Below are 24,659 nucleotides of genomic sequence, written 5' to 3' on the forward strand. Positions count from 1 at the left end.
AGCGGTCGCACTAGGCTGACGGGGTGAGCAAGGTTCCGACCACGACACCCATGCGCCTCACCGGATGGGGGCGCACCGCCCCCACGACCGCCGAGGTGCTCCGCACCCCCGATGTCGATGTCATCGCCGCCGCCGTGGCACGTGAGGCCGAGCGCCGGGCGTCCGACCGGGGCCGCGGGGTCCTGGCCCGCGGGCTGGGCCGGAGCTATGGCGACGTCGCCCAGAACGGCGGCGGCCTCGTCGTCGACATGACTGCGCTGGACCGCGTCCTGGAGATCGACCCCGACAACGCGAGGGTCACGGTCGAGGCCGGCATCAGCCTCGATGCCCTCATGAGGGCCGCGCTGCCGTACGGCCTGTGGGTCCCGGTGCTGCCGGGCACCCGGCAGGTGACGGTCGGCGGGGCGATCGGCAACGACGTGCACGGCAAGAACCACCACTCCGCGGGCAGCTTCGGTGACCACGTCACGTCGATGGACCTGCTGGTCGCCGACGGCCGCGTGCTCACCCTCACCCCCGAGGGCAGCCCGGACGATCCGGACGCGTCGCTGTTCTGGGCGACCGTCGGCGGCATCGGCCTCACGGGCATCGTCCTGCGCGCCACCTTGGCGATGGAGCGCACCGAGACGGCATGGTTCCTCGCCGACGGGGTCGTGACGCACACGCTCGAGGAGACGATCGCGGTCCACTCCGACGGCTCGGAGGCGCGCTACGACTATTCCAGTGCCTGGTTCGACGCGATCTCCGCCCCGCCGAAGCTCGGCCGCGCCGCCATCTCCCGCGGCTCGCTCGCCACGCTCGCGGAGCTGCGGGAGTACGCGCCCAAGCTCGCCGACAAGCCGCTGGAGTTCAGCGGCAAGACGTTCGTCACCTTGCCGGACGTGTTCCCCAACGGGCTGGCCAACAAGCTCACCTTTGGCACGCTCGGCCAGGTCTGGTACGCCAAGTCGGGCACCTACACCAACAAGATCCAGAGCCTGACCGGCTTCTACCATCCGCTGGACATGTTCGGTGAGTGGAACCGTGCCTACGGCAGCCACGGGTTCCTGCAGTACCAGTTCGTGGTGCCCCCGGCCGCCGTGGAGGAGTTCCAGAAGATCATCCACAGCATCCAGGCGTCGGGGCACTACTCGTTCCTCAACGTGTTCAAGTTGTTCGGCGAGGGCAACCGCGCGCCGCTGTCCTATCCGATGGCCGGCTGGAACGTCTGCGTCGACTTCCCGATCAAGGACGGCCTGTCCGACTTCCTGCGAGGCCTGGACGCCCGGGTCCTCGAGTTCGGCGGACGCCTCTACACCTCGAAGGACTCGCGCACGGACGCCGCCACCTTCCACGCGATGTACCCCCGCATCGACGAGTGGATCGCCACCCGGCGGTCCATCGACCCCACGGAGGTCTTCGCCTCCGACATGGCCCGACGACTGGAGCTGATGTGATCGACGCCACCGGCAACCCCCAGACCATCCTGCTGCTGGGCGGCACCTCCGAGATCGGACTCGCGATCGTGGGGGAGTACCTCAAGCACGCGCCGGCGCGGGTCGTCCTCGGCGTCCAGCCCGGTGACGACCGCACGGACGCCACGGTGTCGGCCCTCACGCACCAAGGTGCCCGGGCTGTCGAGGTGCTCGACTTCGACGCGACCGACTTCGAGGCGCACCCGGGCCTCATCGACCGCGCGTGGGCCGGTGGTGACGTGGATGTGGCGATCGTCGCCTTCGGCGTCCTCGGCGACAACGAGGAGCTGTGGACGGACCAGCGCAAGGCCGTCCTGGCCGCGCAGGTGAACTACACCGGCGCGGTGAGCGTGGGCGTCCTGCTGGGGCAGCGGATGAAGGCCCAGGGCTTCGGCCAGATCATCGCGATGAGCTCCGCCGCGGGCCTGAAGGTGCGCCGCTCGAACTTCGTCTACGGCTCCACCAAGGCCGGCCTCGACGGGTTCTACACGAACCTCGGCGACGCGCTGGCCCCCTCCGGCGTGAGGGTCCTCGTGGTCCGGCCCGGCCAGGTCCGCACGCGCATGTCCGCCCACGTGAAGGAGGCCCCTCTCACGGTCAATCCGGAGGAGGTCGCGACCATGGTGGTGGACGCCGCGCGCGCCGGCAAGCGGCTGGTCTGGACGCCCCCGGCGTTCGAAGCCGTGATGTTCGTCCTGCGACACATTCCGACGCCGATCTTCAAGCGCCTCCCCATCTGAGGCGAGGGGTCGCGCGCCAAGGGCCCACCCGAAAAGTGAAAACGCCGACCTGAACAGTTGCCGACCCCGGGGGCGGGATGGTCTGATGTTCCGCGTTCCGTCCACCTCATCAGGGGAGTACCCATGCTCGAGAAGACCCTTGGCAGCATCGCTGACATCGTCTGGGGGCCGTTCGTGCTCCTGCCCCTGCTGCTCGGAACGGGGGTCTGGCTGACCATCCGCCTGGGCGGCATCCAGTTCACGAAACTGGTCCCGGCCCTGCGGTTGGCGTTCATCGAGCGCCACGACGGGATGGAGGAGGACGGCGACGTCTCCCACTACCAGGCCCTGACCACCGCGTTGGCCGCCACGGTCGGCGTCGGAAACATCGCGGGTGTGGCCACCGCCATCACCCTCGGCGGCCCCGGTGCCGTCTTCTGGATGTGGATCTCGGCGATCTTCGGCATGGCCGCCAAGTACTCCGAGGCCTTCATGGGCGTGCGGTTCCGCACGCTGGACGCCAAGGGTGAGGTCTCCGGCGGTCCGCAGTACTACCTCAAGCACGCGATCGGCGGGGGGGTCGGCACGTTCCTGTCGCTGTTCTTCGCGATCGCGGCCGTCATCGCGTCGTTCGGCATCGGCAACATGACGCAGGCGAACACCGTCGCGCACACCTTGAAGGACACCTTCGCCATCGACCCGATCGTCACGGCCATCTTCATCTCGGTCATGACCGGTGCGGTCCTCCTCGGCGGCATCAAGGCCATCGGCCGTGTGACCGCCGGTTTCGTGCCCGTCATGATCGTCATCTACGTCGTGGGTGCGCTGGTCGTGCTCGCCTTCAACTGGCAGGCCCTTCCGGGCGCGTTCGCCCTGATCTTCAGCGACGCCTTCACGGGCACGGCCGCCGCAGGCGGCTTCGTGGGCTCGGTGGTCGCCCAGGCGGTCCAGTACGGCATCGCGCGCGGCATCTTCTCCAACGAGTCCGGCATGGGGTCGGCCGCCATCGTGGCCGCCGCAGCCAAGACCAAGCACCCGGTGCGTCAGGGCCTGGTCTCGATGACCCAGACCTTCATCGACACGATCATCGTCGTCTCGATGACGGCGCTGGTCATCGTGTCCACCGGTGCCTGGATGGGAGACAAGAAGGGTGCGGCGCTCACCGCGGAAGGCTTCTCGATCGGCCTGCCCGGCGCCAGCGGTGGCGTCATCGTCGCGATCTCGGTGGTCTTCTTCGCTTACTCGACGATCCTGGGCTGGGCCTACTACGGCGAGCGGAACGTCGAACGCCTCGTGGGCATCAAGGGCGTCCTGCCCTACCGTCTGCTGTTCAGCGCCGTGGTGTTCGTCGGGGCCGTCAGCGAGCTGAACCTCGTCTGGACGTTCTCGGACATCGCGAACGGTCTGATGGCCATCCCGAACCTGATCGGCCTGCTCATCTGCTCGGGCCTGATCGCCCGCGAGACCAAGGCCTACCTGGCCGCCGACCCGACGCTGCAGAACGAACCGTCGGTCTCGACGCTCAACGGCATCGGAGACCTGACCGGGGGCGCGCGCGTACGCTGAGCGCGGTCCCGTGATGGCTACAGTGGCGGGCATGATTCCACCGGTCGTGCCCGCCACGTTCCTGTCCGAACACCCCGAGGCCGTCGTCGCCGACGTGCGCTGGTACCTGGACGGCCGCTCGGGTCGCGACGCCCACGCCGAGGGACACCTGCCGGGCGCCGTGTTCGTGGACCTGGATGCGGTGCTGGCGTCCCCACCCTCGCCCGAGGCGGGTCGCCATCCCCTGCCCGAGCCCCAGGTCTTCGCCGACGGCGTGGCGGGGGCGGGCATCGGGGACGACGCGGTCGTGGTGGCCTACGACGACGCCGGGGGTTCAGCGGCGGGGCGCCTGGTCTGGCTGCTGCGCATCCTCGGGGTGGACGCCGCCGTCCTGGACGGCGGCATCACGCACTGGAGCGGAGACCTGGAGACCGGGCCCGTGGCGGTCGCGCCCGCCGTCTTCACCCCGCGCGCCTGGCCGCCGGACGCGCTGGCCACCATCGACGACGCGGGGTCGGCCCCGATCGTGGTGGACGCCCGGGCACACGAGCGGTACAGCGGGGAGGCCGAGCCCGTCGACCCGCGCGCGGGTCACATCCCGGGCGCGATCAACCTTCCCTTTGCCGACAACCTCGCCGACGGGCGCTTCAAGAGCCCGCAGGCCCTGCGCGAGCGCTTCGAGGCGGCCGGGATCACGGACGCCACGGGCGTCGTCGTCTACTGCGGCTCGGGTGTCACGGCCAGCCACGACCTCATCGCCCTCGAGTACGCCGGCCTCGGCCGCGCGCAGCTCTACCCGGGCTCGTGGTCCCAGTGGTCGAACACCGAGCGTCCGATCGCCACCGGCCACGAGCCGGGCAGCAAGCCGCCCATCGACCCCGCAGGCCGCATCCACTGAAACGACGACGTCCCGGCCCAGAGCAACGGGCTGGGAACGCACCGGTCGTTCCCTTGGTTCCAGCCTTCGTGCGAGACTCCGACCATGGCATTCCGAGTCACGCTCTCCACCATGAACAGCAGCATGCCCACGGAATTCGACGACGCGGCGTCCTACCGGCTCCTCGAACACGGGGTCCTGAGGGTGGCCGATCCCTCCCGGGACCAGATCTGGACCATCTCTCCCGCTGCTTGGTCATGGATCGAACAATCCGTCAGGGACGACGAGGGCGCCACCGTCTTCAACCAGGGCTGATCTGTCTCGCGGACTTTGCTTTGCCCGAGGGTCCGGCGTCACGGCGTGGACGACGGAGTTGTCGACGGTGTACGCGTACTGCTCGCGGCAGTCCCAACGGCCACACGTTCCCGGACATGGACGTGTCCGCACGAACCGCGTTCGCGGCTCGTGCGGACTCCTCGTGGGTCAGCAGATCTGGACCCTGTCCTGACTACGGTAGGAAGGTCAGAGGTCGAAGTACATCTCGAACTCGTGGGGGTGCGGACGCAGCCGGATGGCGTCGATGTCCTCCCGCTTCATCGCGATCCAGGTCTCGATGAGGTCGGAGGTGAACACGTCGCCGGCGAGCAGGTAGTCGTGGTCGGCCTCGAGGGCGTCCAGCGCCTCCCCCAGCGAGCCGGGCACCTGCGCGATCTCCGCGTGCTCCTCGGGCGGGAGCTCGTAGAGGTCCTTGTCGATCGGCTGCGGCGGCTCGATCTTGTTCTGGATGCCGTCCAGACCGGCCAGCAGCATCGCGGCGAACGCGAGGTACGGGTTGGCCGACGGGTCGGGGCAGCGGAACTCCATGCGCTTGGCCTTGGGGGAGGGGCCGGTCAGCGGGATGCGGATGCAGGCCGAGCGGTTGCGCTGGCTGTAGACCAGGTTGACCGGTGCCTCGAAGCCCGGCACCAGGCGGTGGTAGGAGTTCGCGGTCGGGTTGGTGAACGCGAGCAGCGACGGCGCGTGGTGCAGGATGCCGCCGATGTACCACCGGGCGATGTCCGACAGGCCCGCGTACCCGGCCTCGTCGGCGAACAGGGGCTCCCCGCCCGCCCAGATCGACTGGTGCACGTGCATGCCCGAGCCGTTGTCGCCGAAGATCGGCTTCGGCATGAAGGTGGCAGTCTTGCCGGCCTCCCACGCGGTGTTCTTGATGATGTACTTGTACTTCTGAATGTTGTCGGCCGCGCGCATCAGCGTGTCGAACTTCGTGGCGATCTCGCCCTGGCCAGCGGTGCCGACCTCATGGTGGGCGCGCTCGATCGTGAGGCCCACGTCCTGCAGGTGGCGGACCATGTCGTCGCGCAGGTCACCGAAGTGGTCGACCGGGGCCACCGGGAAGTAGCCGCCCTTGTACTTGACCTTGTAGCCGCGGTTGGCGCGACCGTCCAGGTCCGTCTCCGAGCCGGACGCCCACGCGCCGGCCTCGGACTCGATGAAGTAGTAGGAGGCGTTCGACTTGGTCTCGAAGCGGACGGAGTCGAACACGTAGAACTCGGCCTCGGGGCCGAAGAAGGCGGTGTCGCCGATGCCGGTCGACTTGAGGTACTCCTCGGCCTTGCGGGCGATGTTGCGGGGGTCGCGGCTGTAGGGCTCGCGGGTGATCGGGTCGTGGACGAACCAGTTCAGGTTGAGCGTCTTGCTCTTGCGGAAGGGGTCCAGGTAGGCCGAGGTGACATCGGGCAGGAGCGCCATGTCGGACTCGTGGATCTTCTGGAACCCACGGATCGAGCTGCCGTCGAAGGAGAGGCCCTCCTCGATGATGTCCTGGGTGAGGAACTTCGCCGGGATGGTGAAGTGCTGCATCACGCCGGGCAGGTCGCAGAAGCGGACGTCGACGGTCTCGACGTCGTTCTCCTCGATGTAGGCGAGGAGCTCGTCTGCGTCTTTGAACATGGATCCTCCGAATAGGTAGGGGCTTGACGATGGAACGGTAGGCGGGTGACGTCACCGCTCGGTGTCGTCCGTGTTTCGGTGGTGTTACGCCCGCCGGTAGGGTGACGCGGGTGACCGACGTCGACACCTACCCGGGCCAGTCGTTGGGCCTGCCCGCCACCGGGCCGGGTTCCCTGGCGCGGTGGGCGAGTCGGCTGGGCGCGCTCGTCCTCGACTGGGGCGCGAGCATGATCGTGGCCATCGGGGCCTTCGGGGGCGGCGTCCTCACCGAGAGCGGCTGGAAGGCCTGGATGGTGCTGGCCACCTACTTCGTGCAGAAGTCCGTGCTCACCGCGCTCACGGGCAGCTCGTTCGGGCAACTCGTTTCGCGCATCGGCGTGACAAGGGTCGATGGCTCCCCGATCGGCCCCCTGCGCGCGATCGCGCGCGCGGCGATGGTGAGCCTCGTCGTGCCCGCCGTCGTGATCGGGCCGGACCGGCGCGGCATCAACGACCTGCTGCTGGGCACCGTGGTCGTCAATCGTCGCTGAAACCGATCACTTTTCACTTGGCGACTTGGGGTTTTTGTCGTTCCTGTCACGGTCGGATAACGAATCAACCTCTGTTCGGCGACACCTGTTGCCTCCGCATCGAGGTGGCTGTGTACGGTTCACTCACGACGCCCGACTGCCCACACCCGGGGGCAGACTGGTCCGCACGGGGGCCCTACCGCAGGAGCCTCCCGGAACCCATGGAGGAACATTGAGCAAGCGCAAGCTTCTGGCCACGGCGGGCATCGCTGTGGCGAGCGCGTTGGCGTTCTCGGCGTGCACGCCGGCGACGCAGACCGCGCCGGGCACCAGCGGTAGCACGGGCACCGCAGCCGCGAAGGGCCCGACGGCCCTCAGCGTGGCGTGGAACCAGGCCTTCTACAGCCGCAACGACGACACCGACTACGGCAACGCCACCGCGAACGCGAACATCACGTACCTGACCAACGACACGATCGGGTACTACGACGAGGGCCTGAACATCGCGCAGAACGAGACGTTCGGCAAGTACGAGAAGGTCTCCGACAGCCCGCTCAAGGTCAAGGTCACCCTGGCCGACACCGCCACGTGGTCCGACGGCACGCCCGTCACCGCCGCGGACGCCGTGCTCCTCTGGGGCGCCGTGTCGGGCAACTTCAACACCGTCGAGTCCGACAGCATCACGACTGACGAGAACACCGGCGAGGTCACCGGCGTCGCCGACGACCAGGTCTACTTCAACGCCGCGTCCCCGGGCCACGCCCTGATCAAGGACTTCCCCGAGGTCTCGGCCGACGGCAAGGAGTTCACCGTCACGTTCTCCGAGCCGTTCGTTGACTGGGAGATCCTGGCCATGGAACCCGTCGGCGTCCCGGCTCACGTCGTCGCCAAGCGCGCGCTGCAGTCGGCCGATCCGGCAGCCGGCCAGAAGGCCATCGTCGACGCGTTCAAGAACAACGACCGTGCCGCCCTGGCCAAGGTCGCCAAGGTCTGGAACAACGACTTCAACTTCAAGTCGATGCCGTCCGACAAGGAACTCGTCGTCGGCTCCGGCCCGTACGTCATCACCGACCTCGTCGAGGAGCAGTACCTCACCGTCGAGAAGAACCCGAACTACAAGGGCATGCGCGCGCCGAAGATCGACAAGATCACGGTCCGCATCATCCCCGATGCCCAGGCGTCGGTCCAGGCCCTGCAGAACGGTGAGGTCGCCGTGACTCAGCCGCAGTCCACCGCCGACATCCTGCAGCAGCTCCAGGCCCTGCCGAACGTCGAGGTCCTGACCCAGTCCGGTGGCACCTACGAGCACGTCGACCTGGTCTTCAACAACGGCGGTCCGTTCGACCCGGCGAGCTACGGCGGCGACGCCGAGAAGGCCAAGAAGGTGCGTCAGGCCTTCCTGCAGACCATCCCCCGCCAGCGGATCATCGACAACATCATCAAGCCGCTGAACCCTGAGGCCGAGATCCGGAACACCTTCAACGTGGTCCCCGGCTCGCCTGAGTACGAGGCCACCGCGGAGGCCAACGGCATGGAGGCCACCTACGGCGGCGGCTCCAACGTCGACAAGGCCAAGGCGCTCCTGGCCGAGGCGGGCGTCCCCAGCCCGACCGTCCGCCTGCTGTTCGCCCAGAACAACACGCGTCGTCAGCAGGAGTTCCAGCTCATCAAGGAGACGGCCGAGGCGGCCGGCTTCAAGGTCGTCGACGCCTCCAGCAAGGACTGGGGCCAGCTCCTGTCCAACAAGGACGTCTACGATGCGTCGCTGTTCGGCTGGCAGTCCACCTCGGTGGGCGTGTCGCAGGTCCCGCCGAACTTCCTGTCCGGTGACGCCGGTCAGAACAACTACGGTGGCTTCTCCAACGCCGAGGTCGACAAGCTCCTCAACGAGCTGAACGTCACCACCGACAAGGAGCGCCAGAACGAGATCATCCGGGAGGTCGAGAAGATCCTGGTCGACGAGGCCTTCGGTATCACGATCTTCCAGTTCCCGGAGATTACCGGCATCGACACGACCAAGGTGAAGGGCGTCTCGTCCATCCCGCTGTCGCCGACCTTCTTCTGGAGCTTCTGGGAGTGGGAGACAGTGGCCTGATCCTCATGGTCACGTACCGCTAAGTGTCAACACTGTGGGGCGCCAGGCAGGCCTGGCGCCCCACACGCGGGTTCGCCCGGATATCGTCGCCCGGATGCACTCGACCACCCGTCCACCGCATGCCCCCGACTGGGAGTAGTTCATGGCACGTTTCATCGCTCGCAGGCTTGCGCTCGCCCTCGGCACCCTGTTGATCCTGTCGTTCCTCATGTACGGATTGCTCGAGTTCTCGCTCGATCCGTTGATGGACCTGCGGGAGAACCCGGCCCCGAACCGGGACGACCTGATCGCGATCAGGGTCCGCCTGCTGAACCTCGACGTGCCGTGGTACCAGCGCTACTTCCTGTGGCTGGGGGACTTTCTCCAAGGTGACTTCGGCATCGCCTGGCGCACCATGCAACCGGTCAACAACCTCATCGGGGGCGCCATGGCCACCTCGGTGCAGCTCGTCCTGGCCTCCACGATCATCTCGATCCTGCTGGGTGTGACGATCGGTATCGTCTCCGCGCTGCGCCAGTACACCTCGTTCGACTACGTGATCACCTTCATCTCGTTCCTGCTGTACTCGCTGCCGATCTTCTGGGTCGCCGTCCTGTTGAAGCAGTTCCTCGCCATCGGTGCGAACGACTACCTCCAGGACCCCACGATCAACTGGCCCCTCGTCATCGCCCTGAGCGTCGTCTCGGGGCTGTTCTGGGCCGGGGCGCTGGGGGGCCGCCGGGACAAGAAGCTCAAGGTGTTCGCCGGGGCCACCGTCGTGACCTTCGCCGTGCTGGTCCTGACGCTGCTCACCGGGTGGGTCGAGAACCCGAGCATCGGCATCATCGGCATCGCGGTGCTCTCCCTGGTCTTCGCCGCCAGCATCACCGCGATCTTCGCGGGCATGAACAACAAGCGCGCCCTGTACTCCGCCCTCACCACCGCCGTCGTCGGCTCGATCACCTGGTGGCCCCTGCAGTGGTTGTTCCACTACTGGGAGATGAGCTGGGGCTGGATGCTCGGCCTGCTCGCCGTCGCACTGGCGGTGGGAGCGCTCATCGGCTGGCTGTTCGGCGGCCCCGACCGCAACATCTCCATCCGGGGCGGGATGCTCACGGCGCTGTTCACCAGCGTCCTCATCTTCGTCGACCGCGTGCTCCAGACGTGGGGCCCCTACACCGCGGCGCCGCAGATCCGGGGCCGTCCGCTGGCCACCATCGGTGCCGCGACGCCGGGGCTCAACGCCGACTTCTGGATGGCGCAACTCGACAAGGCGACCCACCTGTTGCTGCCCACGGTGGCGCTGGTGATGATCTCGTTCGCCACCTACGTCCGTTACCAGCGGGGCGCGATGCTCGAGGTGCTGAACCAGGACTACATCCGCACCGCGCGGGCCAAGGGCCTGTCCGAACGCGTCGTCATCGTGCGCCACGCCCTGCGCAACGCCCTGATGCCGTTGGCCTCGATCGTGCCCGTCGACTTCATCGGGCTCATCGGTGGCGCCGTCATCACCGAGACCATCTTCGGTTGGGCCGGCATGGGACGCCTCTTCCTCACGTCCCTCGGCGGGCAGGAGGTGGACCCCGTGATGTTCTACATCATGCTGACGGGCGCCCTGGCGATGATCGCCAACCTCGTCGCCGACTTCCTCTACGCCGTCATCGACCCCAGGATCCGGGTGAACGCATGAGCAACGACAACTACACCCCGAGGCACCGGGCGGACGATCCCGACCGCATCGAGGAGGCGCTTCCCGACGCGCCGCCGCACGACACGGAGATCCCGGTCGACACCAGCGACGCCGGTCACCTGGCCGTCGAGGTCGCGGAGGACGACGACGCGGCCGCCTATGGCCGCGGCGAGGGCGTCGGCGAGGGCCAGGACGTCAAGGGCCTCTCCCAGGGGCAGATCGTGTGGAGCCGGTTCGTTCGGCACCGCGGTGCCATGTTCGGGCTGATCACCATCTTCGTGATCTTCCTGCTCTCGGTGCTCGCGATGGGCATCGGGCCGATCGACGGCCTGTGGCGCGTGCAGACGATCTCCTCGGGAGACGTCATCAACGGCGGACGGCCGACCCTGTCGGTGCCTCCCTTCGGCGGGGCGACGTCGTTCTCGATCGGAGCCAACCCCTTCGGGCAGGACTCCCTGGGCCGCGACTACTTCGCGCAGGTGCTGACCGGTGTCCAGACGTCACTCCTGGTGGCGGTCGTCCTGGGCGCCGTCGCCATCACCATCGGCGTGACGATCGGCTCCCTGGCCGGGTACTACCGGGGCAAGGTGGACATGGTCCTCATGCGCTTCACCGACCTCATCATCACGCTGCCGGTGATCGTCCTGGGTGCGGTCCTGGGCTCCCTGGTGAGCAAGCTGCCCCTCCGCCTCAACGCGGGCCCCGAGCTGGCCCAGTCGATCCGCGAGAACATGCCGGTGATCCTGGCCGTGGCGCTGGGATGCATCCTGTGGACCGGTCTGGCCCGCCTCGTCCGGTCGGAGTTCCTGACCCTGCGCGAGCGGGAGTTCGTCGACTCCGCGCGCGTGGCCGGTGCGAGCGACTGGCGCATCATCACCAAGCACATGCTGCCGAACGCTGTCGGCGTCATCGTCGTGAACGGGACGCTGCTCATGTCGGCGGCCGTGACCCTGGAGGCCGCGCTGAGCTTCGTCGGCTTCGGCATCACCGAGCCCACCATCTCGCTGGGCCGCCTCATCTCGGACAACCAGGGTGCCTTCTCGACCCGTCCGTGGCTCTTCTGGTGGCCGGGCGTCTTCATCATCCTGATCGCGCTCAGCATCAACTTCATCGGCGACGGGCTCCGCGACGCGTTCGACCCGCGCACCAAGAAGATCCCGTCCGCGCGTGCCATGGCCAAGGCTGAGAAGCAGTTGGCGGAGCACCGCGCCCAGAGCAAGGAGGAGGCGCGATGAGCCAGCCCAACCACCCCGAGAAGGCCCGGTCGGTCTTCACCGACGCAATCAAGTTGTCCCGGGACACCGGGGGCCCGGTCGCCAAGGGCGACACGATCCTCAAGGTGCAGGACCTCACCGTCCGCTTCTGGGTCGGCGACCAGTGGTTCACCGCCGTGGAGAACATGAGCTACGAGCTCAAGGCGGGCGAGGTGCTGGCCATCGTCGGCGAGTCCGGCTCCGGCAAGACCCAGTCGTCCATGAGCCTGCTGGGCCTCCTGCCCCCGACCGGTCGGGCCACGGGCTCGGCCGACCTCAAGGGCACCGAACTGGTCGGCATGTCGATCCAGGAGCTGCGCGAGATCCGCGGCAACGAGATCTCGGTGATCTTCCAGGAGCCGATGACGGCGCTGAACCCGGTCTACACCGTGGGCTTCCAGATCGTGGAGACGCTGCGCACCCACTACCTGATGAACCCGGCCGCGGCGAAGACCCGCGCGATCGAGCTCATGCGCATGGTGGAGATCCCCGACCCGGAGGACAGCTTCAACAAGTACCCGCACCAGCTGTCCGGTGGCCAGCGCCAGCGCATCATGATCGCGCAGGCGCTCGCCTGCGAGCCGAAGCTCCTCATCGCCGACGAGCCGACCACGGCCCTCGATGTTACCGTCCAGGCCGAGATCCTCAAGCTGATGCGCGAACTGCGGGAGCGCGTCAGCGCCGGCATCATCCTCATCACCCACGACATGGGCGTGGTCGCCGACATGGCCGACCGCATCATCGTGATGAAGGATGGAAAGGTGGTCGAGGCGGGCACCAGCCGCCAGATCTTCAAGGACCCGCAGCACCCCTACACCCAGCAGTTGCTGGCCTCGGTGCCGCACCTGGCCGAGCACGTGGACGACGACGACCTCGCAGACCGTCCCAACACGGTCGTCGCGAGCGAGGGGAGCCCGGTTCCGCTGGCCGCGAGCCGCAACGCTGGCAAGGAGCCGGCGCTCCTCATGGACGACGTCGCGATCGTCTACCCCAAGCAGGGCCGCCGACCCGAGTTCCGGGCCGCGGAGCACATCAACCTGCGCATCGAGCAGGGCGAGGTGGTCGGACTGGTCGGCGAGTCCGGGTCGGGCAAGACCACGATCGGACGCGCTGCGGTCGCACTGCTCCCCGTCCGCGAGGGCAAGCTCCAAGTCGCCGGGTTCGACATCACCAACAAGTCGGTCAAGGAGCTGAAGCCGTTCCGGAAGACCGTCGGCATCGTGTTCCAGGATCCGGGCAGCTCACTCAACCCACGCCTCCCCGTCGGTGAGTCGATCGGTGAGCCGCTGCTGCTGCACGAGGGCCTCACGGGGGCCGCGCTGAGCAAGAAGGTCGAGGACCTCCTCGACTCGGTGCACCTGCCGCGCGCCATGCGCAACCGCTACCCCCACGAGCTCTCCGGCGGACAACGCCAGCGCATCGGCATCGCCCGCGCGCTCGCGCTCAACCCCAAGCTGCTGATCGCGGATGAGCCGACCTCGGCCCTCGACGTGTCGGTGCAGGCGCGCGTCCTGGCGCTGTTCAAGGACCTGCAGGAGGAGTACGGCTTCGCCTGCCTGTTCATCAGCCACGACCTCGCGGTCGTGGAGCAGGTGTCCAGCCGAATCGCCGTGATGCACAACGGCCACCTGGTGGAGGTGGGGGACACGCTCGACATCGTCACCCGTCCGCAGCACCCGTACACCCAGCGCCTGTTGTCCGCCGTGCCGGTACCGGATCCCGACGAGCAGCGCCAGCGCCGCGAGCTCCGCGACGCGATCATCGAGAGGGAACATCTGGTGTCCTGAAGGCCCCGGCGTACGTCGGCGGCGCGTTCCGCCGCGGTCGCGAAAGGGCTGTTGAAATTGATCGCGTTGCGGTTGGGTCACATTCCTGAATGGGCTGCTGCACAGGGGTTATGCTCGGCGCGAGCGGCAAAGCGAGGACGCTGGCCGTATTCGCAAGGAGGGACTCATGCGTATTTCGCCACGTGGAGCCGGCATTGCTGCCGTCGCCGCTTTCGCCTTGGTTGCGACGGCCTGCAGCAGCAACGCTCCGGCACCCGGAACCACTGCCGGGGCCACCGCCAAGACCGGCGGCGCCATCATTGTTCGCGGCTGTACCCCGGAGAACCCGCTCATCGCGGGCAACACCTCCGAGGTGTGCGGCGGCAACGTCCTCGATGCCGTCACGGCCAAGCTCATCCACTACAACGTCGACAACGCCGCGCCCGAGCTAGACGTCGCCCAAAAGATCGAGACGACCGACAACAAGATGTTCACGGTCACCCTGAACAAGGGCTACAAGTTCTCCGACGGCACCGAGGTCAAGGCGAAGAACTTCGTCGACGCCTGGAACTACACGGCGTACGGCCCCAACGGGCAGCAGGGCTCGTACTTCTACGAGCCGATCAAGGGCTTCGCCGACACCCAGTGCGCCGACGCCGAATGCGCGACCAAGCCGGCAGCCGACAAGCTGACCGGCCTGACCGTGAAGGACGACTACACCTTCACGATCGAGACGTCCGAGCCCGTCTCCAACCTGCCCGTCCGCCTGGGCTACACCGCCTTCGCCCCGCAGCCCGACGCGTTCTTCAGCGATCCCAAGAGTGACTCCTTCGGCAAGCAGCCGATCGGAGCCGGCCCGTACAAGGTGACGGCCAACACCGCGACCGAGATCGTGCTCGAGAAGAACACGGACTACTCGGGCAAGAACCCGGGCAACATCGACAAGATCACCTACCGGATCTACACCGACCCGGCGGCCTCGTACACCGACCTGCTGGCGAACAACATCGACGTGGTCGACATCATCCCGGCCGACCAGCTCGCCGGTGACGCCTGGAAGGCGGCGCTGGGTGACCGCGCCAAGGTCGCCGAGACCGGCATCATCCAGTGGCTGACCTTCTCGCCGCAGGACGAGCAGTTCAAGACCAACCTGAAGCTGAAGGAGGCTCTCGGCGCCGCCATCGACCGCGAGACGATCACCAAGCAGGTCTTCAACGGCACCCGGACCCCGGCCACCGGCTGGGTCTCCCCGGTCGTCGACGGCTACAAGGCCGACCAGTGCGGCGACGCCTGCACGTTCGACGCGGCCAGAGCCAAGCAGCTCTACACGGAGTCCGGTGGTTACCAGGGCCAGCTGCAGCTCTCGGTCAACCCCGAGGGTGGCCACAAGCAGTGGGCCGACGCCGTCTGCAACGGGTGGAAGAACACCCTCGGCCTCGACTGCGCCGTCAACGTGACTCCCGACTTCAGGACGCTGCGCAGCCAGATCAAGGCCGGCGAGCTCAAGGGCATCTTCCGCGGCGGCTGGCAGATGGACTACCCGTCGATCGAGAACTTCCTCACCCCGATCTACATGAAGGGTGCCGCCTCGAACGACGCGAAGTACGACAACCCCGCGTTCAACGACAAGCTGGCCGAGGCTGCGGCCGCCACAGACGCGGCGGCGTCCAACAAGGCCTACCAGGAGGCTGAGGCCATGCTGGCGGAGACCTACCCGACGATGCCGCTGTGGTACTCCGCGACGCCGTACAGCTACTCGACGAAGGTCACCGACGTCAAGCTCAACGCGTTCGGTGCGATCGCCATGTCGGAGATCAAGCTCAAGTAACCCAACTCCCCTGGGCCGGTGGGGTAGAGCGCCCCACCGGCCCAGTCCTTTGGCCGAGAGAGCCTTCATTGATCAAGTACATCCTCCGTCGCCTGCTGCAGATGATCCCCGTGATCCTCGGCGCGACCTTCCTCCTCTACATCTTGGTGTTCGCGCTGCCCGGCGAACCGTGGCAGGGTCGCTGTGGTGACCGCGAATGCCCGCCCGCCTACGTGGAGGCCTTCAAGCGGGAGTACAACCTCGACGAGCCGCTGCTCGTGCGGTACGCGCTGTACATGGGAAACCTCCTGCGCGGCGACCTGGGGCGCAACTTCCGGCAGAACTACGTCATCGATGAGTTGGTAGCCCGGTACCCCACCACGCTGAAGCTGGCGCTCATCGCCCTCGCGTGGACGGCCCTGGTCGGCATCACCGCGGGCATCATCGCAGCGCTGCGCAAGGGCCGGTTCATCGATTACCTCGTCACCATCTCGACGCTGGTCATCATCTCCGTGCCCGTCTTCGTCATCGGCGCCCTGAGCCAGTTCGTGATCCTCAAGGCCGGCCTGACCGGGGTGATCCCGGTCACCGCGAGCGCAGGGACGCTCGACCAACTGGTCCTCCCCGGTATCGTCCTGGGCTCGCTCTCCGTGGCCTACGTGGCGCGGCTGACCCGGACGAGCCTGGTGGAGAACCTTCGAGCGGACTACGTGCGGACGGCCAAGGCCAAGGGCTTGAGCCGACAGCGCGCGGTCGGAATCCACGCCCTGCGCAACTCCATGATCCCCGTCATCACGTACATGGGCTTCGACTTCGGTTCGCTCATGGGCGGCGCGATCGTCACGGAACGGATCTTCAACATCAACGGGATCGGCAACTTCATCTTCCAGAGCATCAGCGCCCGCGACGGCACCAACATCGTGGGCGCGGTGACGATCCTCGTCCTCGTCTACCTGCTCATGAACCTCGTCGTCGACGTCCTCTACGGCGTCCTGGACCCGAGGATCTCGCATGACTGACCACGACCCCACGATTGCGATCGCCTCCGCGGGTCAGCCCGAGGCGGCGCCCCTGCAAGGCACGGAGCGCCACGCCTCACTGTGGTCGGACGCCTGGCGGGAGATGCGTCGCAACCCCCTGTTCTGGTTGTGCCTGGTCTTGATCGCCGTGATCGCGTTGATGGCCGCCTTCCCCACGCTCTTCTCGCGCACGGACCCCGGCTACTGCGACCTGTCCATGGCCCGGCAGGGCCCGATGGAGGGACACCCCTTCGGGCTCGACATCCAAGGCTGCGACGTCTATGCGCGCACGGTCCACGGGGCACGCGCCTCCGTCATGGTCGGCGTGCTAGCCACGCTCGCCACGACCATCCTGGGCGGCGTCATCGGTATGATCTCCGCCTACTTCGGCGGCTGGATCGACACGCTGCTGAGCCGCGTGGGGGAGATCTTCTTCGCCATCCCGATCCTCCTCGGCGGGATCGTGATCCTGTACTCGTTGCCCACCCCGCAGCACCAACCGCTGATCCTGCAGGTGCTCAAGGTCGTGATGGCGATCGCCGTGCTCGGCTGGCCGAGCCTGGCCCGCATCATGCGCTCCTCGGTCCTGCAGGTGAAGCCGAACGAGTACGTGCAAGCGGCCCGCGCCCTCGGGGCGTCGCCCCTGCGGGTGATCGTCAGCCACATCCTGCCCAATTCGCTGGCGGCGGTCATCGTGGTGGCCACCATCAACCTCGGGCAGTACATCGCGCTGGAGGCGACACTCTCGTTCCTGGGCATCGGGCTCCGCCCGCCCGCCTACTCGTGGGGGCAGGCGATCTCCGAGGCGTCCGGACTGGGCTACATCGTCAACACGCCGCACATGCTGCTGTTCCCGTCGCTGTTCCTGTCCCTGACCGTCCTGTCGTTCATCACGCTCGGTGAAGTCGTGCGCGATGCGATCGACCCGAAGCTGCGCTAGGAGGATCCGGTGACCGTCGACCACCTTCTCGATGTTCGCGACCTCCGGGTCGAGTTCCGCACCCGTGATGGTGTGGCCAAGGCCATCAACGGCGTCTCGTTCCACCTCGACGAGGGGGAGACCCTGGCCATTCTGGGAGAGTCGGGGTCCGGGAAGTCGGTGACCGCGCAGGCGATCATGGGCATCCTCGACACGCCTCCCGGCTACGTGACCGGCGGCGAGGTGTTCTTGCGCGGACGAGACCTGCTCAAGCTGCCCGAGGGGGAACGGCAGGCGATCCGCGGGCCTGAGATCTCGATGATCTTCCAGGATGCGCTCAGCTCGCTCAACCCGGTGTTCCCGGTCGGGTGGCAGATCGCTGAGATGTTCCGGATCCACCGGGGGATGAACCGTTCGGACGCCTACGAACAGGCCATGCGGCTGATGGAGCGCGTCCACATCCCGGCCGCACGGGAACGGGTGCGGGCGTTCCCCCACCAGTTCTCGGGTGGCATGCGCCAGCGCATCATGATCGCGATGGCGATTTCGCTCGACCCGCGGGTGCTCATCGCCGACGAGCCGACCACCGCCCTCGACGTCACCGTCCAGGCCCAGATCATGAACCTGCTCAAGGAACTGCAGTCCGACTTGGGGATGGGGCTCATCCTCATCACCCACGACATGGGCGTCGTCGCCGATGTCGCCGACCGGATCGCGGTGATGTACGCGGGTCGGATCGTGGAGAGCGCCGGCGTCTACGACCTCTACAACCGACCGGCGCACGCGTACACCAAGGGACTGCTGGACTCGATCCCCAGGCTCGACCAGCACGGGCAGACCCTGCACGCCATTGGGGGCCTGCCGCCGAACCTGTCGCGCATGCCGCCGGGGTGCCCGTTCCACCCGCGGTGCGTCTACGCCACCGACGTGTGTCGGACGGTACTTCCCCCGCTGGTCGAGGTCCTGCCCCATCGGATGGCCGCGTGCCACCACAGCAAGGAGGTGCTCGCCGATGGCCGAGCCTGATGTCGTCCTGCGGGGCGAGGACCTCGTCAAGCACTACCCGATCAAGACGGGCATCATCCGACGCACGACCGGTCATGTCCGGGCGGTGGACGGGGTCTCGCTCGAGCTACGGCGCGGAGAGACGCTGGGTGTCGTCGGCGAGTCCGGCTGCGGCAAGTCCACGCTCGGACGCCTGCTGATGCGTCTCGAGGAGCCCACGTCGGGTCGAGTGATCCTCAACGGCGTGGACATGCACTCGACGAGCGGGGCCGAGATGCGCCGCATGCGGCGGGACATCCAGATCGTGTTCCAGGATCCGTACACCTCGTTGAACCCGCGCAAGACCGTGGGCGACATCGTGGGGGAGCCCTTCGAGATCCACCCGGACGCGGTGCCGCGCGAGGGCCGGCGCAGGCGGGTCCAGGAGCTGCTCGACCTCGTCGGCCTGAACCCCGAGCACATCAATCGCTACCCCCACCAGTTCTCGGGAGGGCAGCGGCAGCGCATCGGCATCGCGCGCGGCATTGCGCTCAACCCCCAGGTGCTCATCTGCGACGAGCCCGTCTCCGCGCTGGACGTGTCCGTCCAGGCCCAGGTCGTCAACCTGCTGGAGAAGCTCCAGGACGAACTCGGTCTCGCGTACGTCTTCATCGCGCACGACCTCTCGGTGGTGCGGCACATCTCCGACCGGGTCGCCGTGATGTACCTGGGCAAGATCGTCGAGGTGGGGACCGAGGAGGAGATCTACGAGCGCCCCACCCACCCGTACACGCGGGCGCTGCTGTCGGCCGTACCCGTGCCCGACCCCCGTGCACGGGACACGCGCCACCAGATCGTCCTCGTCGGTGACGTCCCCAGCCCCGCCAACCCGCCGTCGGGCTGCCGCTTCCACACCCGGTGCTGGAAGGCGACGGAACTGTGCTCCCGTGAGGAACCCGCGCTCGTGGACCGCCCCGATGGGAACGGGGGGCATCGATCCGCCTGCCACTACGCGGAGGAGAGCGCGGCCGAGCGCTTGGCGGTCTGAGACAAGGTAGGGTGGCGCGGTGGAGACCGAGCCAGTTCAGGCACACGTGGTCACCGTGTCCGACCGGTGCGCCGCGGGCGAGCGCGCGGACGCGTCGGGTCCAGCCGCCCAATCGCTGCTGGCCGCGGCCGGCTTCGCGGTGACCCGCGCGGTGATCCCCGACGGCGCTGATTCCGTTGCGGACGCCCTGCGCCGAGCCGTGTCCGCGGGGGCACGCCTGGTCGTCACGTCGGGAGGCACCGGGGTGGGGCCACGCGACCGCACCCCTGAGGGAACCAGGGCCGTCCTCGATCTCGAGGTGCCGGGGATCCCAGAACTGCTGCGCAGCGCGTCCGGCAAGCCCCACGCCTACCTTTCCCGAGGGGTGGCGGGCACCATCGGGACGTCCTTCGTCGTGAACCTTCCCGGCTCACCGCGGGGGGTCACGGAAGGTCTCGAGGTGCTCCTGCCGCTCCTGCCCCACGTCCTCGACCAATTGGAAGGCGGAGACCACTGATGGGACTCGTCCACGCCCTCGTCACCACCGACCCGCTCGACGTCGCCGCGCACGCGGACGCCGTGCTCAACCCCCGAGCGGGCGCACTGGCCTCCTTCACCGGGATCATCCGCGACCACGACCCGGAGGCATCCGGCGAGGTCGTCGGCATCGACTACACCCACCACCCGGACGCCCAGGCCATGCTCGTCCGGATCGCCGAGCGCGTCCTGGCCGAGCGTGACCCAGCCGGGGAGGCGTCCGTCGCGGTCTCCCACCGCGTGGGCCACCTGGACGTGGGGGAGGTCGCCCTCGCCTGCGCCGTCGCGACCCCGCACCGCGCGGAGGCCTTCGCCCTCTGCGAGGCGCTCGTCGAGGCGATCAAGGACGAGCTGCCCATCTGGAAGCACCAGACCGAGGCCTCCGGGCGGACGGTCTGGTCGCGTTGGGGGTCGGACGCGTGACGCCGGCACCCCTGCTGCTGGACGGCCACGGGCGCGAGCACCGCGACCTGCGGGTCTCCCTCACCGACCACTGCAACCTCCGCTGCACCTACTGCATGCCCGCCGAGGGCGTGCCGTGGCTGCCGAAGGCGTCCTTGCTGACGGTGGACGAACTGGTCGAGTTGGTGGGCATCGCCGTCCAGGCCGGCATCACCGAGGTGCGCCTGACGGGCGGCGAGCCCCTGCTCCGCAGCGACATCGTGGCGATCGTGGGCGGCATCGCGGCGCTGGAGGGCCCGGCGGGGCGCCCCGAGGTGTCGATGACCACCAACGGGATCGGGTTGGCCAAGCTGGCGGCGCCGATGGCCGAGGCCGGGCTGACCCGGGTCAACGTGTCCCTGGACACGCTCGATGCCGCCACCTTCGCGCGGATGGCCCGGCGCGACCGGCTCGCCGACACGCTCGCGGGAATCGAGGCTGCTCGGGCCGCCGGACTGGGACCCCTCAAGCTCAACACGGTCCTGCTGCGCGACGTGAACACCCACGAGGCGGTGGACCTCGTCCGGTTCGCCCTGGAGCGTGACGCCGAACTGCGCTTCATCGAACAGATGCCCCTGGATGCCGGGCACACGTGGACCCGCGAGGGCATGGTGACCGCCGACGAGGTGCAGGGCATGCTCGAGCAGGCCTTCCACCTGGAGCCCATCCCGGGCCGGGGCGCGGCGCCGGCCGAGCGCTACCGCGTCCGACCGCTGGGACAGCCGGACGTCGAACCACTCGGCACCGTCGGCATCATCGCGTCGGTCACGCGCCCCTTCTGCGGGTCCTGCGACCGCCTGCGCCTGACCGCTGACGGCCAGTTGCGCAACTGCCTCTTCGCGACCAGCGAGTCTGACCTGCGAACCCCCCTCCGCGAGGGAGCACCCCGCGAGGAGATCACCCGGCGCATCCATGCCAGCCTGGCCGCGAAGCTCCCGGGGCACGGCATCAACGATCCCGGCTTCCTGCAGCCACGGCGTCCGATGAGCGCCATCGGCGGGTAGCGGGACCCCCGCCGGCTGAGCCCGGTCACCGGAGTTCCCGGCTATCGGGGGTACAGGGCCACCTGCACGGCCTTGACCGCCAACCAGACCTGACGTCCGGGTTGGAGGTCTTCAGAGACGACGGCGCCTGCGGTGACCTCCGCGGTCACGGGGGTGGCGTCGGCGAGCGTGCAACCGAGCCGGACGACGCTGCCGCGCGGCTCGACCGTCTGGATGCGGGCCGGGAGATGGTTCCGGGGGCTGCCGGTGGGTTCGGTGGGGTGCACCGACACCGCCGCGGGCGGGAACGACGCGAAGCCCGGCTGTTGGACGGCCAGCGGCGCCTGGGCGACCCCCGTGACCACCAACCCGCCGGGCAGGACCACCGAGTCGGGCCCCGCCACCGTCCCGACGAGCAGGTTCACCCCGACGAGGTCGGCGAGGAACGGCGTCCGGGGCCGGGCCAACAGGTCGACGACGGGCCCGGTGTCCACGACACGTCCCGCCTCGAGGACCGCCAGGGTGTCCGCGAGGCTCAGCGCGTCAATGGCGTCGTGCGTGACCACGAGGGTGGTCAGTCCGCGCAACCGCTCCCGTAGGAGTGAACGGATCGCCGGGGCGACGGTGACGTCCAGGGCGGCCAGGGGCTCGTCCAGCAGGATGACCGCCGGATCGGTCGCCAGCGCGCGGGCGAGCGCGATGCGCTGGGCCTGGCCCCCGGACACCTCCCACGACCGGTTGTGCGCCAGGTCGCCGCACCCCGTGGCGTCCAACTCCGACCGAGCGCGAGCGCGCGCCTCCTCGCGCCGGACGCCGCGGGCCCGCAGCCCGAAGGCCACGTTGTCCAGGATGTTCAGGTGCTCGAACAGCAGCGCCCGCTGCTCGAGCAGCGCAACCCGGCGACGGTGGACGGGGACGTACCCCGCGGGTCCGCTGACCTCGGTGCCACCCAGGAGGACGCGTCCCGAGTCGGGTCGGAGTTGCCCGCTGATGAGTTGCAGCAGGGTGGACTTGCCGGCCCCGTTGGGCCCGACCAGCGCCGTGGTGGTGCCGGCCGGGACGGTCAGCCGCAGGTCCGCGCCCCGCCCGGCGACCGTCGCCGCCACCTCGACGCTCACGCTGTGCCCCGGCGAGTGGTGAGGCGGGACAACCAACCCGTGAGGGCCACGATGAGCGCGGCGACGACGATGAGGACGAGGGCCAGGGCGAGGGCGGAGTCGGTGTCCGCCTCGCGGAGCAGGTAGATCTCCAAGGGCAACGTTCGGGTGACGCCCTGTAAGGAGCCCGCGAACGTGATGGTGGCCCCGAACTCGCCGAGCGCCCGAGCGAACGTCAGCGCGGCGCCGCTGGCCAGCGCGGGGGCCATGAGCGGTAGCGTGACCCGGAACAGCGCGTAGGTGGGGGAGGCCCCGAGCGTGGCGGCCACCTGCTCGGGCCCCGCCCCCGCGGCTCGGAGGGCTCCCTCGACGGACGTGACCAGGAACGGCATCGCGACGAACACCTGGGCCAGGACGACGGCGACCGTGGTGAAGCCCACCTCGATCCCGAAGGCGGACAGGGTGGCGCCGACGGTGCCGCGGCGTCCGAAGGTGATGAGCAGTGCCAGGCCGGCCACGACCGGCGGCAGCACCATTGGCACGGTGACCAGCGTCCGGGCCGCGGACGCCCACCGTCCGGTCGAGCGCGCCAGGACGACGGCCAGGGGCAGCCCCAGCAGCGCGCTGAGGGCCGTGGCGACGGTGCACGTCAGCATGCTGAGCCCCAGCGCGTCCAGGGACGAGCGGGTCGTGAGCAGGGCGGGGAGGCGATCCCAGGGCACGCGCGCGGGGATGCTGGCGAGCGGCACCAGGACGAAGACCAGGGCCAGCCCGGCGGGGAGCAGGAGCCAGCGTGGGGCGGTCATGGTGCGCCGAATCCGTACCGAGCGAGGACCTCCCGGCCCCGGGGACCCGTCACGAGCGCGATGAAGGCCTCCGCGGCCGCCTCGTGTCCCGATCCCTCCACGACGGCCACGGGGTAGCGCGTGGCGACGGCGTCCGCACCCGGCAGGGGGATGGTGCGCACCTTCGTCCCCGAGGCTTGGGCGTCGGTCGTGAAGACGATGCCCGCGTCGGCCTCGCCGGACTCGACCTTGCCCCGCACGTCGGTGACCTTCTGCTCCTCCGACACCGGGGTGAGTGTGACCCCGGCCGAAGCAGCGATGCGTGCGGCGAGGTCTCCGCATGGCACCGTGGGTGCGCACACCACGAGCTTCGTGCCGTCCAGCGTGGCGTCCAGGCCCGTGATGCCGGCCGGGTTGCCGGGGGGAACGATCAACACGCCGGTGTTCGTGGCGAAGACGCGGGCGTCCGAGGCGAGAACGCCGGCGCGCTCGGCCCTGAGCATGGTCGCCTCGTCCGCGGTGGCCAGCACGTCGGCGGGCGCGCCGGCGATGACCTGGTCGACGAGCGTGGGGGAGCCGTCGAAGGTGAAGGTGGCGGCGAGGTCGGGATCCAGCGTCGCGATCTCGGTGAACGCGGACGTCAGGGAGGCGGCCGCGAACACGGTCACCCTGTTCTGGCTGGACGCCCCGGCAGCCGCGCCGGGGCCGCCCGCGGAACAGGACGCCGTCGCGAGGCCGACGGCGACGGCGACGGCGACGAGGGCGGCGACGGCGCCCGGACGCCTCATGACCCGACCGCAGGGGTGGAGACGCTCACATCGGTGGCCTTGACGATCGCTGACGCCACCGAGCCGGGCGCCAGGCCCATCGCGCGGACGGCCTCGGTCGAGATGAGCGAGACGACCCGGTACGGGCCGCACTGCAGGGTGACCTGCGACATCACCATGTCGGAGACCACGTCGGTGACAAGCCCCCGGAGTTCGTTGCGGGCCGACCGGTACCGACGGGCGTCCGCCGCGGTCTCGTCATCGGCCTCGTGGAGTTCCTGGGTGAGCCGGGCCACGTCGACCCCGGCGACCACCTCGCGGCCGGCGTCGTCCACCGTCGCGTCGAGGCGCCCGGCGTCGATCCACCGGCGCAGGGTGTCGTCGCTGATGCCGAGCAGGGCCGCGGCGTCACTGATCCGCAAATGCGTCATGGTGTGAGCATAATGCCCGCAC

23 protein-coding genes are annotated in these 24,659 nt (G+C 68.7%); 18 read left to right on the top strand and 5 right to left on the bottom strand.

Annotation, left to right across the window (positions count from 1 at the left end):
* Positions 1-23: 23 nt before the first annotated feature.
* From dprE1 to AC5YDV_RS07305, 5 genes are all read left to right on the top strand, one after another.
* Entirely contained in the window at positions 24-1,436 is a 1,413-nt protein-coding gene (gene dprE1, locus AC5YDV_RS07285) for a decaprenylphosphoryl-beta-D-ribose oxidase (RefSeq protein ID WP_496182549.1), read from the top strand.
* Complete coding sequence (gene dprE2 / locus AC5YDV_RS07290) at positions 1,433-2,194, top strand: decaprenylphospho-beta-D-erythro-pentofuranosid-2-ulose 2-reductase (protein WP_496182550.1); 762 nt, start codon at positions 1,433-1,435, stop codon at positions 2,192-2,194. The genes dprE1 and dprE2 overlap by 4 nt, the downstream gene beginning before the upstream one ends.
* A 123-nt stretch (positions 2,195-2,317) precedes the next feature.
* Positions 2,318-3,739 carry an alanine/glycine:cation symporter family protein gene (locus AC5YDV_RS07295; protein WP_496182551.1) on the top strand — a complete coding sequence of 474 codons (1,422 nt, stop codon included), beginning with the start codon at positions 2,318-2,320 and terminating at the stop codon, positions 3,737-3,739.
* Positions 3,740-3,770: 31 nt separating this feature from the next.
* A complete protein-coding gene (locus tag AC5YDV_RS07300; protein ID WP_496182552.1) occupies positions 3,771-4,616 on the top strand; it encodes a sulfurtransferase in 846 nt (281 codons plus the stop codon).
* An 84-nt stretch (positions 4,617-4,700) separates the two neighbouring features.
* Complete coding sequence (locus AC5YDV_RS07305) at positions 4,701-4,910, top strand: hypothetical protein (RefSeq protein ID WP_496182553.1); 210 nt, start codon at positions 4,701-4,703, stop codon at positions 4,908-4,910.
* A 207-nt stretch (positions 4,911-5,117) separates the two neighbouring features.
* Here AC5YDV_RS07305 and glnA read toward each other — a convergent pair whose 3' ends face one another.
* Complete coding sequence (gene glnA, locus AC5YDV_RS07310) at positions 5,118-6,548, bottom strand: type I glutamate--ammonia ligase (RefSeq protein ID WP_496182554.1); 1,431 nt, start codon at positions 6,546-6,548, stop codon at positions 5,118-5,120.
* Positions 6,549-6,658: 110 nt separating this feature from the next.
* Between glnA and AC5YDV_RS07315 the strand changes: the two genes are divergently transcribed.
* The 13 genes from AC5YDV_RS07315 (at position 6,659) to moaA (ending at position 21,578) form a co-directional block, all read left to right on the top strand.
* Positions 6,659-7,078 carry an RDD family protein gene (locus tag AC5YDV_RS07315; protein ID WP_131167146.1) on the top strand — a complete coding sequence of 140 codons (420 nt, stop codon included), beginning with the start codon at positions 6,659-6,661 and terminating at the stop codon, positions 7,076-7,078.
* A gap of 211 nt (positions 7,079-7,289) precedes the next feature.
* Positions 7,290-9,152 carry an ABC transporter family substrate-binding protein gene (locus tag AC5YDV_RS07320; RefSeq protein WP_496182555.1) on the top strand — a complete coding sequence of 621 codons (1,863 nt, stop codon included), beginning with the start codon at positions 7,290-7,292 and terminating at the stop codon, positions 9,150-9,152.
* 142 nt (positions 9,153-9,294) lie between these two features.
* Positions 9,295-10,821, top strand: coding sequence for an ABC transporter permease (locus AC5YDV_RS07325; RefSeq protein ID WP_496182556.1), 1,527 nt, complete (start codon positions 9,295-9,297; stop codon positions 10,819-10,821).
* Positions 10,818-12,056, top strand: coding sequence for an ABC transporter permease (locus AC5YDV_RS07330; protein ID WP_496182557.1), 1,239 nt, complete (start codon positions 10,818-10,820; stop codon positions 12,054-12,056). The genes AC5YDV_RS07325 and AC5YDV_RS07330 overlap by 4 nt, the downstream gene beginning before the upstream one ends.
* Complete coding sequence (locus tag AC5YDV_RS07335) at positions 12,053-13,861, top strand: ABC transporter ATP-binding protein (protein WP_496182558.1); 1,809 nt, start codon at positions 12,053-12,055, stop codon at positions 13,859-13,861. The genes AC5YDV_RS07330 and AC5YDV_RS07335 overlap by 4 nt, the downstream gene beginning before the upstream one ends.
* A gap of 166 nt (positions 13,862-14,027) precedes the next feature.
* On the top strand, positions 14,028-15,668 hold the full coding sequence (locus AC5YDV_RS07340) for a peptide ABC transporter substrate-binding protein (RefSeq protein WP_496182559.1): 1,641 nt from the start codon (positions 14,028-14,030) through the stop codon (positions 15,666-15,668).
* Positions 15,669-15,736: 68 nt separating this feature from the next.
* Positions 15,737-16,666, top strand: coding sequence for an ABC transporter permease (locus tag AC5YDV_RS07345; protein WP_496182560.1), 930 nt, complete (start codon positions 15,737-15,739; stop codon positions 16,664-16,666).
* On the top strand, positions 16,659-17,606 hold the full coding sequence (locus tag AC5YDV_RS07350; protein WP_496182561.1) for an ABC transporter permease: 948 nt from the start codon (positions 16,659-16,661) through the stop codon (positions 17,604-17,606). Before AC5YDV_RS07345 ends, AC5YDV_RS07350 begins: the two co-directional genes overlap by 8 nt.
* Before the next feature lie 9 nt (positions 17,607-17,615).
* A complete protein-coding gene (locus AC5YDV_RS07355) occupies positions 17,616-18,611 on the top strand; it encodes an ABC transporter ATP-binding protein (protein ID WP_496182562.1) in 996 nt (331 codons plus the stop codon).
* Complete coding sequence (locus AC5YDV_RS07360) at positions 18,598-19,617, top strand: ABC transporter ATP-binding protein (protein WP_496182563.1); 1,020 nt, start codon at positions 18,598-18,600, stop codon at positions 19,615-19,617. The genes AC5YDV_RS07355 and AC5YDV_RS07360 overlap by 14 nt, the downstream gene beginning before the upstream one ends.
* A 19-nt stretch (positions 19,618-19,636) precedes the next feature.
* Positions 19,637-20,113 (top strand): MogA/MoaB family molybdenum cofactor biosynthesis protein, encoded by a 477-nt coding sequence (locus tag AC5YDV_RS07365; RefSeq protein ID WP_496182564.1) that lies wholly within the window; start codon positions 19,637-19,639, stop codon positions 20,111-20,113.
* Complete coding sequence (locus AC5YDV_RS07370) at positions 20,113-20,556, top strand: molybdenum cofactor biosynthesis protein MoaE (protein WP_496182565.1); 444 nt, start codon at positions 20,113-20,115, stop codon at positions 20,554-20,556. The genes AC5YDV_RS07365 and AC5YDV_RS07370 overlap by 1 nt, the downstream gene beginning before the upstream one ends.
* Positions 20,553-21,578 (top strand): GTP 3',8-cyclase MoaA, encoded by a 1,026-nt coding sequence (moaA, locus tag AC5YDV_RS07375; RefSeq protein WP_496182566.1) that lies wholly within the window; start codon positions 20,553-20,555, stop codon positions 21,576-21,578. The genes AC5YDV_RS07370 and moaA overlap by 4 nt, the downstream gene beginning before the upstream one ends.
* A 41-nt stretch (positions 21,579-21,619) precedes the next feature.
* Here moaA and AC5YDV_RS07380 read toward each other — a convergent pair whose 3' ends face one another.
* Genes AC5YDV_RS07380 through AC5YDV_RS07395 form a run of 4 tightly spaced genes read right to left on the bottom strand, consistent with a single transcriptional unit; the run spans position 21,620 to position 24,637 of the window.
* Positions 21,620-22,675: an ABC transporter ATP-binding protein gene (locus AC5YDV_RS07380; RefSeq protein ID WP_496182567.1), complete on the bottom strand. Its 1,056-nt coding sequence runs from the start codon at positions 22,673-22,675 to the stop codon at positions 21,620-21,622.
* Entirely contained in the window at positions 22,672-23,460 is a 789-nt protein-coding gene (locus AC5YDV_RS07385) for an ABC transporter permease (protein ID WP_496182568.1), read from the bottom strand. Before AC5YDV_RS07385 ends, AC5YDV_RS07380 begins: the two co-directional genes overlap by 4 nt.
* Positions 23,457-24,227, bottom strand: a complete 771-nt coding sequence (gene modA / locus AC5YDV_RS07390; RefSeq protein ID WP_496182569.1) for a molybdate ABC transporter substrate-binding protein — start codon at positions 24,225-24,227, stop codon at positions 23,457-23,459. The genes AC5YDV_RS07385 and modA overlap by 4 nt, the downstream gene beginning before the upstream one ends.
* Positions 24,224-24,637, bottom strand: a complete 414-nt coding sequence (locus AC5YDV_RS07395; RefSeq protein WP_496182570.1) for a TOBE domain-containing protein — start codon at positions 24,635-24,637, stop codon at positions 24,224-24,226. The genes modA and AC5YDV_RS07395 overlap by 4 nt, the downstream gene beginning before the upstream one ends.
* Positions 24,638-24,659: the final 22 nt, after the last annotated feature.

The organism is Propioniciclava sp. LT432, assembly GCF_059515965.1.